General features: G+C 27.1%; 11 protein-coding genes. 8 read left to right on the forward strand and 3 right to left on the reverse strand.

What is annotated here, in order from left to right; all coding sequences use genetic code 11:
- Positions 1-165 precede the first annotated feature (165 nt).
- Complete coding sequence (gene cwlD, locus ABDZ60_RS11650) at positions 166-855, forward strand: N-acetylmuramoyl-L-alanine amidase CwlD (RefSeq protein WP_016205868.1); 690 nt, start codon at positions 166-168, stop codon at positions 853-855.
- A 259-nt stretch (positions 856-1,114) separates the two neighbouring features.
- On the opposite strand, the gene ABDZ60_RS11655 is transcribed toward cwlD, so the two are convergent.
- Positions 1,115-1,279 (reverse strand): hypothetical protein, encoded by a 165-nt coding sequence (locus ABDZ60_RS11655; protein ID WP_156174262.1) that lies wholly within the window; start codon positions 1,277-1,279, stop codon positions 1,115-1,117.
- A 226-nt stretch (positions 1,280-1,505) separates the two neighbouring features.
- Between ABDZ60_RS11655 and ABDZ60_RS11660 the strand changes: the two genes are divergently transcribed.
- A complete protein-coding gene (locus ABDZ60_RS11660; protein ID WP_016205867.1) occupies positions 1,506-2,348 on the forward strand; it encodes a fumarate hydratase in 843 nt (280 codons plus the stop codon).
- Between the two features lie 42 nt (positions 2,349-2,390).
- Positions 2,391-2,951, forward strand: coding sequence for a Fe-S-containing hydro-lyase (locus tag ABDZ60_RS11665; protein WP_040436417.1), 561 nt, complete (start codon positions 2,391-2,393; stop codon positions 2,949-2,951).
- Between the two features lie 107 nt (positions 2,952-3,058).
- Here the strand turns inward: ABDZ60_RS11665 and ABDZ60_RS11670 are convergent, their stop codons facing one another.
- On the reverse strand, positions 3,059-3,919 hold the full coding sequence (locus ABDZ60_RS11670) for a YitT family protein (RefSeq protein ID WP_046999993.1): 861 nt from the start codon (positions 3,917-3,919) through the stop codon (positions 3,059-3,061).
- A 186-nt stretch (positions 3,920-4,105) separates the two neighbouring features.
- Between ABDZ60_RS11670 and ABDZ60_RS11675 the strand changes: the two genes are divergently transcribed.
- From ABDZ60_RS11675 to ABDZ60_RS11695, 5 genes are all read left to right on the forward strand, one after another.
- Positions 4,106-4,801, forward strand: coding sequence for a response regulator transcription factor (locus ABDZ60_RS11675; RefSeq protein ID WP_016205864.1), 696 nt, complete (start codon positions 4,106-4,108; stop codon positions 4,799-4,801).
- On the forward strand, positions 4,785-6,560 hold the full coding sequence (locus ABDZ60_RS11680) for a sensor histidine kinase (protein WP_156174263.1): 1,776 nt from the start codon (positions 4,785-4,787) through the stop codon (positions 6,558-6,560). Before ABDZ60_RS11675 ends, ABDZ60_RS11680 begins: the two co-directional genes overlap by 17 nt.
- Positions 6,561-6,790: 230 nt before the next feature.
- Positions 6,791-7,147 carry a Spx/MgsR family RNA polymerase-binding regulatory protein gene (locus tag ABDZ60_RS11685; protein WP_016205862.1) on the forward strand — a complete coding sequence of 119 codons (357 nt, stop codon included), beginning with the start codon at positions 6,791-6,793 and terminating at the stop codon, positions 7,145-7,147.
- Positions 7,148-7,373: 226 nt separating this feature from the next.
- The gene (locus ABDZ60_RS11690) at positions 7,374-9,602 is read left to right on the forward strand and encodes a ribonucleoside-diphosphate reductase subunit alpha (protein WP_016205861.1); all 2,229 of its coding nucleotides are present in this window, start codon (positions 7,374-7,376) and stop codon (positions 9,600-9,602) included.
- 28 nt (positions 9,603-9,630) lie between these two features.
- Complete coding sequence (locus tag ABDZ60_RS11695; RefSeq protein ID WP_016205860.1) at positions 9,631-10,665, forward strand: ribonucleotide-diphosphate reductase subunit beta; 1,035 nt, start codon at positions 9,631-9,633, stop codon at positions 10,663-10,665.
- Between the two features lie 148 nt (positions 10,666-10,813).
- Here the strand turns inward: ABDZ60_RS11695 and ABDZ60_RS11700 are convergent, their stop codons facing one another.
- Positions 10,814-11,422, reverse strand: a complete 609-nt coding sequence (locus ABDZ60_RS11700) for an IS3 family transposase (protein ID WP_343778287.1) — start codon at positions 11,420-11,422, stop codon at positions 10,814-10,816.
- Positions 11,423-11,455: the final 33 nt, after the last annotated feature.

The raw sequence follows: 11,455 nt of genomic DNA on the forward strand, positions 1-11,455 counted from the left end.
GTATAAAATCTCTAGTGCAGGATATTGAATCCTAAACTAGAGATTTTTTTATTCTTTAGGAAATTATAAAAATTTACATATGACCTCTTTTTATTAGAAAGAAATTAAATAAATAGGGCATAATACTTTTATTGATAAATTTATAAATATAATGGAGGTTAACAAATGAAAAAATTAAGACGTATATTATTATTTATTCTTATATCTATGGTTTATTTTATTCCGATTAAGGCTTTGGCAGATGATGCAGCACAAAAAATAATATTAATTGATCCAGGCCATGGTGGAATTGATGGCGGAGCTAAATCTAAATCAGGTGTTATAGAAAAAGACATAAATTTACAAATTAGTTTAAAACTAAAAGATATTCTCGAAAAAAAGGGATATAAAGTATATCTAACAAGAGAATCAGATCAGGGATTAGAACAGAAGGGGTCTACTATAAGAGAAAAGAAGAGAGATGATTTAAAAAGGAGAAGAGATCTTAAAATTGAAACAAAATGTGATGTTTTTGTATCGATTCATCAAAATATGTTTCCTCAAGCTAAATGCTATGGAGCTCAAGTTTGGCATTCATCTAATGATATAAGTAAAAAATTAGCGGATTTTGTACAAGAATCATTAAAAGAAACTGTTAAAGATAAAAATAAGAGAGTATCAAAACCTGCTGGAGATTCATATTTAATTTTAAGAGATAAGTATGAAGGTGCTTCAATACTAGTAGAATGTGGATTTTTATCTAATCCTGAAGAAGAACAGAAATTAAAGACAGAAGAACATCAAAATTTAATTGTTGAAGGAATTTCCTTGGGAATAGAGAAATATTTCGAAGAAATAAATAAAACAACGAATTAAAGAGAAGATTTCCGAGGAAATATATCAAAATATAATGATTAAATTTACTTTAAGTATAATAAATTGTTGTATTTTACGAAGAAAGATCTTCTAATGAACAATTCACAGTTCTTTTGTAAAGGTATTAGGTATAAGAGACCAATTTATATTTTAAATTAACTTAAGTTTGTTTTAAAAAATTAAGTTATCTGGTTTGGCTTACTTATTATTTTAAATCCTTTATACCAATGAACTGTGAATTGATTCTTAGAATTTTCAACTAAAACAAATTGAGTAGATTAATTTGGACTTTAAAACTGTTTTTAGGAATTGTTTTAAAGTTTAAATCAAGTGAAATTAATATAGAGTAAGCTATAAATAATATAAGTATTGCAATTAAAAGATAAACAATATATGTAGCAATATTAGTTAAATTCTTATTCATAATATATTCTCCTTATAGCTATTTAGTAAAATATAATAAATAAGATATAAAAATATGATAAAATATTTATAAATTATTTTAATAATTTAATAAAAATAAATGGAGGTTAAAAAGTTATATTATAAGTTAAAATTTCTAGAATTTTATAAAATTATATAAATAATTTAATATTTGCAAAGTGATATTTTATATTATTTAAGAAGATAAAAGTATAAGGGGGATATTTATGAGAGAAATACACATTGAAGAGGTTGTATCCGTAGTTAGAGAATTATGTATAGAAGCTAATTACAATTTATCTAATGATATAAAAAATGCTCTAGTAAGATCTGAAAAGGAAGAAACTTGGGATTTAGCTAAAGATATACTTGATAAAATAATAATAAATTCAGAGATAGCTAAAAATGAAAGAATGCCGATTTGCCAAGATACAGGGATGACATGTGTTTTTATTGAAATTGGACAAGATATACACATAATTGGAGGAAGTCTAGAAGATGCTGTAAATGAAGGTGTTAGAAGAGGATATAAAGATGGATATTTAAGAAAATCTATTGTGAATGATCCTATAAATAGAATTAACACTAAAGATAATACTCCAGCCATTATATATTACGATATAGTTCAAGGAGATAAACTAAAGATAACCGTTGCACCTAAAGGCTTTGGATCAGAAAATATGAGTCAAATAAAAATGTTGAAACCTTCAGAAGGACTTCAAGGAGTTAAGGAATTTGTTATAAGGGTAGTAAAAGAAGCTGGTCCAAACCCGTGTCCTCCAATAGTTATAGGTGTGGGTATTGGTGGTACTTTTGATAAAGCAGCGTATTTAGCAAAGAAAGCTTTACTAAGACCTATAAATATTAGGAATAATGATGAATTCTATTGCAAGTTAGAGGATGAGTTATTAAACGAAATAAACAATCTAGGAATTGGTCCACAAGGCTTTGGTGGAAAGACAACAGCATTAGGAGTAAACATAGAAACATATCCAACGCATATAGCAGGATTACCAGTTGCAGTAAATATAAACTGCCATGTAACAAGACACAAAGAAGTGGTTTTATAGGGGGATAAGTCTGTGGAAAAAGAAGTTATAAGAATAGATTCTGTGGATAAAAAAATTAATACACCTTTAACATATGAGAAGATAAAAGATTTAAAGGCAGGAGATAGAGTTTTGCTAACTGGAAGTATATATACAGCTAGAGATGCAGCTCATAAGAGGTTAATAGATTTACTAGATGCTAAATTAGAATTACCTATAAACATTAAAGATGAGACAATCTATTATGTAGGACCAACTCCAGCTAAAGAAGGCAATGTTATAGGATCAGCTGGACCAACAACAAGTTATAGAATGGATGCATATTCACCTAAGTTATTAGATTTAGGATTAAAAGCAATGATAGGAAAAGGAGCAAGAAATGAAGAGGTGATTAATTCAATTATTAAAAATAAAGCTATATATTTTGGCGCTATTGGTGGAGCGGCAGCTCTGATATCTAAGAGTATAACTAAATCAGAAATAATAGCTTACGAGGATTTAGGTGCAGAAGCAATAAGAAGAATGGAAATTAAGGATATGCCATTAATAGTTATTATAGATACTGAAGGGAATAATCTATACAAGCAGGGACAAGAAGAATATCTTAGGAGCAAAAGAAAGTAAATTTAAATACTATAATTAGTAAAACTATAGACACATTAATGCGAAAGTCGACTTGGAACGAAGTGACGGAGAATTGAGCATAATATGTCTATAGTTTAGTTATATATTTAAATTTTATAGAATCCTTTTCCATTAACTTCAGAAACATCTATTATTGTAATAAATGCTTTAGGATCTATTCTCAGAATTTTGCTTTTTAAATGAACCATTTGAGATGAAGTTACAGCTATATAAAGCATTTTCTTTAGCTTATGAGTATATTCACCTTCTGCTATAAGTGAAGTAACACCTCTATTCATATCCTTAATAACATATTGAATAATATCATCTTCTTTTTCAGTTAATATTAACAATAATTTCTTACTGTTAAATCCATTTATAACTTTATCTACAATAGCTCCTTGAACAAATATAGAAATCAAAGTATAAAGAGCCTTAGGAAGTCCAAATATTAAAGCTCCTATAAAAATTATTACACAGTTAATTGCAAAGCTAAGTTTACCAATTTCAAAGTTAGAAAACTTTTTTCTAACAACCATAGTAATAATATCAGTACCACCGGTTGATCCGTTTCTTGAAAAAACTAAACCATATCCTAATCCACATAAAACTCCACCATAAATACAATAAAGTAATATATCTTCTACCTTTACTAAATGAGATAAAGGCTTAGTTATGATAAGAGCAACTGATAAAGAAATCATACCAATTGCAGTATATAAAGTAAATCTTTTACTTAACATTTTATAGCTAAGGAAAAATAAAGGAATATTAATTATAAATACAGATATTCCAGATGGTATCTCTGATAAGTATTGTAAAATAAGTGCGACCCCTGTAGCTCCACCACTAAGTAATTGAGCATTAACTAAGAATAAATTAACACCTAAGGATGCTATTATACATCCCAAAAAAATAATAATAAAATCTAGGATCATGTGAGTGTTGATTGAGAACTTGTGTAACATATTAAACTCCTTAAATTTATCTATTAGAAATATACAATAAGATTATATATTAAATATATAAATATGTTAATAATAACTTATAGATATAATAGGCTATTTTAATAAAAATGTAATTTTTATAATTAGTAAAATATCATAATATAAGATATTATATTTATAAGATGAAATAAATCAAGGGGTGAAAGTATGTTTAATGTTTTAGTAGTTGATGATGAAAAGGAAATTAGAGATGCTATAGATATATATTTAAGAGGAGAAGGAATGAAGGTTTTTAAAGCTAGAGATGGAATAGAGGCTTTAGAAGTATTAGATAAGGAAAAAATACATTTAATAGTATTAGATATAATGATGCCTAGAATGGATGGAATCAAGACGTGTTTAAAAATTAGGGAGAAGAAAAATCTACCTATAATAATGTTATCAGCTAAAGGCGAGGATAGTGATAAGATATTAGGTTTAAATGTTGGAGCAGATGATTATATAGCAAAACCATTTAATCATTTAGAACTAGTTGCTAGAGTTAAATCTCAATTAAGAAGATATCAAAAACCTCTAGAATTAGAAGGTGAAAGCCCTGATATAATAGAGGTAAAAGATTTAGTTATAAATAATAAAGAAAAAACAATATTATTAAGAGGTGAAGAGGTAAAAGTTACAGCAACAGAATTTAAGATACTTCAACTGTTAGCCTCAAATTTAGGAAAAGTTTTTTCAATTAAGGAAATATATGAAAAAGTATGGGAAGAACCATTTTATAGAAGTGAAAATACAGTAACTGTTCATATTAGGCGAATAAGAGAAAAGATAGAGCTCAATACAAAGGACCCTGAATATATAAAGGTAGTGTGGGGAGTTGGATATAAAATTGAAAGAGAAGATTAAAAAATACATAACAGGTGTATGGGGTATAGAAATTCTAGTAGTATGTGTCTCATTAGTGACATTAACTATAGGATATTACCAATCCTTTAACAATACGTTTGCTGAATTAGGAGCAGGAACTTTTGATGCTTTATTAAATAAAGATAAATATATACAATCAATGATATATTATGAAAGTAAAGATTTATCAAAAGAAATATATACTGATACAAATAACTTAGAAGATATTAGTATTTTAGAATATAAAAATCAACATTTATCACAAAATAACTATTTTTATGGTAGCTTGTTTTATATTTTAATGAATAAGGAAACAGGAGAATTTACGACTAACGATGTTAATTTATATAAATCTGTACAAATTAAAGAAAATACTGTTGCCTTATTAGAAGAGAAGATAAATGATTATTTAAAGGAATTTAAGTTTTCTTCTGTTAGAATAGATAATAAGGATATATATAATTACTATATAGAAAGTACAAATGAGAAAATTTCAAAGCAAAATATAGATAAATATATAGAGATATATTATAGAGATCCAAGTGTGTACTCTTATCTTATAAAGACTGAATCTTTAACTGCAAGGAGTATGATATTATCAACTATATTTACTATGCTTCTTTTATTAAAAATAATAGTAAACTCTATATTTAACAGTAGTAACATACATTTAGAAATAAAAGTTTTAAAAAGGCTTTTTTATGTTTTGAAGTATGGATATAAGTATAAAAATACAAGAAATAAAATGATAATTTCAATTAGTGGATCCGTAGGGGTAATACTGGTTTATTTATATTTAATTGCAGGAATAAGAAATCAAAATATATTAATAACATTTTTAAGTAAGTACCCATTTAAAGGAACTTTAATTTTAGTTCTAATCCCATTAATGTGTGTATTATATTCATTAAAGAAAAGCTTAGATATATCTATAATAAATGATGGATTAAAAAAAATTAATGCAGGAGACTTAGAATATAATTTAACTAATATTGGAGAAAGAGAAGTTAAAGAATTAGTAAATAATATAAATCAAATAAAAGACGGCTATAAAATAGCATTAAATGAAAAGATAAGAAATGAGAAGCTAAAGACTGAGCTTATATCAAATGTATCTCATGATCTAAAGACTCCTTTAACATCAATAATAAACTATGTAAATATATTAAATGACAGAAATATTACAGATGAGGAGAAAAAAGACTACCTGACTATATTAGATAAAAATTCTAAACGGCTAAAAAGTCTTATAGAAGACTTATTTGAAGTATCAAAGTTGAACAGTGGAAAGATGACAATAGAAAAGCAGGAAATAGATATAGTTTCATTAGTACATCAAGGTGTTGGAGAATACTCAAATTTATATGAAGAAAAAAACTTAGAGTTTAAAGTAAGCTCAAATGAGGATGAAATATTTGTTGATCTAGATGGTAAATTAATGTCTAGAGTATTTGAAAATATAATTGTAAATGCTTTAAAATATTCTTTAAATAATACTAGGGTGTATATAGATATAAATGCTAGAGAAAACTCAGTTGAAGTTTCTTTTAAAAACATATCTAATTATGAAATGGATTTTAATACTCAAGATATATTTGAAAGATTTGCTAGAGCAGATAAGTCAAGAAATTCATCAGTAGAAGGATCTGGTATGGGCCTTGCCATAACTAAAAGTATAGTTGAGCTTCATAATGGTAGCATAAAAATAGAAGTAGAAGGAGATATGTTTAAAATATATTTAATTATACCTAAGAAATAATATACATGCTTTCAATTTTTATATTTTACTCATATAAGGATATTAATTAATGACTTTATAAAAAATAGTAATGATGTAGAGGTATTGAACACTTAATGAAGTTGAGTGTAATGATGACTGAATTTAGTGAGAAAGCCCGGCTAAGGAAGTATGAGGTAGATGTTTCATTTATTAATTGAAGAATATATAATAATAATTAAATAATAATAACTAAATATAGGAGTGATAAAATGTCAGTTTTATTTATTGAATACCCCAAATGTACTACATGCAAAAAAGCAAAAAAGTTTTTAATTGAAAATAATATAGAATTTATAGATAGGCATATAGCAGAAGAGAACCCAACTAAAGAAGAACTTAAGGAATGGTTAGCTAAGAGTAATCTATCAATAAATAAATTCTTTAATACTTCAGGTGTGTTGTATAGAGAAATGCAATTAAAAGATAAAGTTAAAGCATTACCAGAAGATGAACTTTTAGATATATTAGCTTCTAATGGAATGTTAGTAAAAAGGCCTATAATAGTAAAAGAGGATACAATATTAATAGGATTTAAAGAAGAAGAGTGGCTAACAAAAATAAAATAATTAATATTATTTGGTTTTAAATACTAAAGAATAAAAATTATTCATAAAACTATTATTATATATGAAAAAAGGAGATATTAATTGAATACCTCCTTTTTTTCTTTTCTAGCAATAGTTTATTAAATTTTACAAAGGAAAAATTTGAAATTATAATATCTATATATTGTATATTGGTGGAAAATGCATAAAATTTATATACCATATATAGTGAAAGGGGAATAATAGGATGGATTTATTTAATATATGTAGATTAGCGATAGGTGGAATAGATGATGATAGTGAGGTTTATACAGAGAAAAGACTTATAGATGCATTAAATCATATAATTAGGCCTAACATGAGAGAAGATGAAATAAGAAATTCTGTAATACAAGTAGCTTTAGAGCTTACATCAGATATAGAACCAGAATGGCAAAAGGCAGCTTCTAAGCTTTACGTTTTAAAGCTATATGATGAAATACGAAAAAATAGAAATTTAAATAAGGAAGAAGATTTATATAAAAATTTATATGACTTCATAAGTAAATTAACAGACAAGGGCCTTTACGGAAAATACATATTAGAAAATTATACCAAGGGAGATATATTAGAACTAGAAAAAGCTATTAAGCCAGAGAGAGATTTTTTATTTACTTATAGTGGAATAAACCTTCTAGCAAGTAGATATTTAATTCAAGATTTTGATAGAAGAACATTAGAACTTCCCCAACAGATGTTTATGGGCATAGCAATGCACTTAGCAATTCCAGAAAAAAAGGAAGTAAGAGTATTATGGGCAAAGAGATTTTATGATGTATTAAGCTCACTTAAAGCAACGATGGCAACACCAACAATGTCTAATGCTAGAAAGCCATTTTATCAATTGAGTTCATGCTTCATAGATACAGTACAAGATAGTTTAAAGGGGATATATAAATCCATTGACAACTTTGCAGAGGTTTCAAAGTTCGGTGGTGGAATGGGAATATATATTGGTAAAATTAGAGCTTTGGAATCACCTATAAGGGGATTTAAGGGGGCTTCCGGAGGAGTAATACCATGGGTAAAATTATTTAATGATACAGCAATAGCAGTAGATCAACTAGGAGTAAGAAATGGATCGGTAGCTATATGGTTAGATGCATGGCATAAGGATTTACCAGAGTTTTTACAATTAAAAACTAATAATGGAGATGATAGAAAAAAAGCACACGATGTCTTTCCTGGACTTTGTTATCCAGATTTATTCTGGAAGCTTGCAGAAACAGATATAGATGCAAATTGGTATATGATGTGTCCTCATGAAATTAGATTAGCAAAGGGATATTCATTAGAAGATTTTTATGGAGAAGAGTGGGAAAAAAGATATTATGAATGTGTAGAAGATGAAAGCATAAGTAAGAGAATTATGTCTGTAAAAGAAATAGTTAGATTAATAATAAAAAGTGCAGCTGAGACAGGAACACCTTTTGCTTTTTATAGAGATACAGTAAATAAGATGAACCCAAATAAACATAAAGGGATGATTTATTCATCAAATCTTTGTACAGAGATTATGCAAAATATGAGTCCTATGGATATACAAAAAAGCGAAATAAAAGATGAAAATGGAGATTCAATAATAATTGAAAAAACAAAATCAGGTGATTTTGTAGTATGCAATTTATCCTCAGTAGTTTTAGGTAATGTTGACGTTAAAAATGATAAAGAACTTGAATATGTTGTAGAAACTCAAATAAGAGCTATGGACAATGTAATAGATTTAAATTATTATTCAGTACCATTTGCAGAAGTAACTAATAAAAAATATAGAGCAATAGGGCTTGGGACAAGCGGATATCACCATATGTTAGCAAATAATTTAATTCACTGGACAGAAGATAGACATAAAGATTTTGCAGATAATGTCTATGAAAGAATTAATTATCACGCAATAAAAGCGAGCATGAATATTTCAAAAGAAAAAGGACGATATTCATGCTTTGAAGGTTCAGATTGGGATAATGGAAATTACTTTGAATTTAGAGGATATAACTCAGAAAAATGGAATGAATTAAGAGAAGATATAAATACTTATGGAATGAGAAATGGATATTTGATAGCTGTAGCCCCAAATGGATCAACGGCAACTATAGCAGGAACTTCTGAGGGGATAGATCCAGTAATGTCTAGATTTTGGTTAGAGGAGAAAAAGGGAAGTATAATACCAAAAACTGCACCAAATCTAAATGAAGAAAATTATTGGTACTATAACTCTGCATATAACATAGATCAAAAGTGGTGTGTAGAAATGAATGGAGTAAGACAAAGACATATAGATCAAGGCCAATCTTTTAATTTATATATAACAACTAATTACACTATGAGACAAATTATGAATTTATATATAGAAGCATGCAAATGTGGAGTGAAGTCAATATACTATGTACGTTCAAAATCCCTATCAGTAAGTGACTGTGAAAGTTGTTCAGCATAATATAAATAAAGGAACTGGAGGAATAGAAATGATCATAAATAAGAAACCTCTTTTTAATGAATATGGTGATACAGAAATATCTAAAAAGAGAATGATAAACGGAAATACTACTAACTTAAATGATTTTAATAATATGAGATATACTTGGGTGTCAGATTGGTACAGACAAGCAATGAATAACTTTTGGATTCCAGAAGAAATAAATCTTTCTCAAGATTTGAAAGATTATAATAAGCTAACAAATGAAGAAAGAACAGCTTATGATAAGATATTATCTTTTTTAATATTTTTAGATTCAATACAAACTGCCAATTTATCTAATATAAATAACTATATAACAGCCAGTGAGGTGAATTTATGTCTGACTATACAAGCTTTCCAAGAAGCTGTTCATTCGCAAAGCTATAGCTATATGCTAGATACAATTTGTTCACCAGAAAAGAGAAATGAAATATTATATCAATGGAAAAATGATAAAATATTATTAGATAGAAATAAATTTATTGGAGATTTATATAATAAGTTTTTAGAAAATCCAACAGAAGTAAATCTTGTAAAAACTGTAATGGCAAATTATATCCTAGAAGGAATATACTTTTATTCAGGATTTATGTTCTTTTATAATTTAGAGAGAAATAGAAAAATGCCAGGTTCAGCACAAGAAATAAGATATATAAATAGAGATGAAAATACACATCTTTGGTTATTTAGAAATATACTAAAAGAATTACAAGTAGAACAACCAGAAATATTTACAGAAGATTTAAAAGAGCAATTAAAAGAAATGATGAAAACAGCGGTAGAACATGAAATAGCTTGGGGAAATTATGTTATAGGTGATAATATTCAAGGAATAAATAGGAACTTAATTAATGATTATATAAAATATCTAGGTAACCTAAGAATGAGAGCAATAGGATTAGATGCAATATATGATGGGTACAAAAAAAATCCTGCTGCTTGGGTAGATATATTAGCAGATGCAAATTCAGTTAAAACAGATTTTTTTGAAGCTAAATCAACAGCATATGCTAAAGCAGGAGCACTTATAGATGATTTATAAAAGATAGATTAATAGAAAATATAGTCGAATAAATGTTAAGTATAAGTTATTATATTATGAAGCTTTTTAAAAATTACTGTTAATTATTTGATTCAGAAAACTCCTACTAAACTTGACCCTGTCAAGTAGACAATAGAAAAAAGACTCTTTATGCGGCATGAGACTTATATTGAATAGGACTCATGCCGTATTTTAGTAGTATTCGCTCATTATTATAAAACCAAATATATTCATTGATTTCATTTATTAATTTTTCTGTTTCTCGTGTTTTGCTTAAGTATATTAATTCTGATTTTAAATGTCCAAAAAATATTTCAATAGGAGCATTGTCCCAACAGTTCCCACGACGGGACATAGATTGTGTAATACTGTGCCTTTTTAAATCATCGCAATATTCTTTTCTTGTGTATTGAAATCCTTGATCAGTATGCAATATACACCCTTTTTTCAATGGCAGATTATATAGCTGTTCTAATGTATCATTAACCAATTTCACATCATTCCTAGTACTCATATTATAAGCAATAATTTGATCATTATATAAATCTTTTACTGCGCTTAAATATAAAAATCGACGACTAGATTTATCTAGAGGAATATATGTTATATCCATGCATAACTTCGTTAATGGTCTAGTAACCGTAAATTCTCTATTCAATATATTCTTCGCTACTGACGCAGGTTTAAACTTATGCTTATATACTTTTTTACGTATAACTGTAAATGTTAATATGAAAGTGCATAAAAGTTCCAACATCAAAATGTAGGAATTTATGCACTTTTTATGTTA

This window comes from Clostridium sartagoforme (assembly GCF_039521405.1).
Taxonomy (GTDB): domain Bacteria; phylum Bacillota; class Clostridia; order Clostridiales; family Clostridiaceae; genus Clostridium; species Clostridium sartagoforme.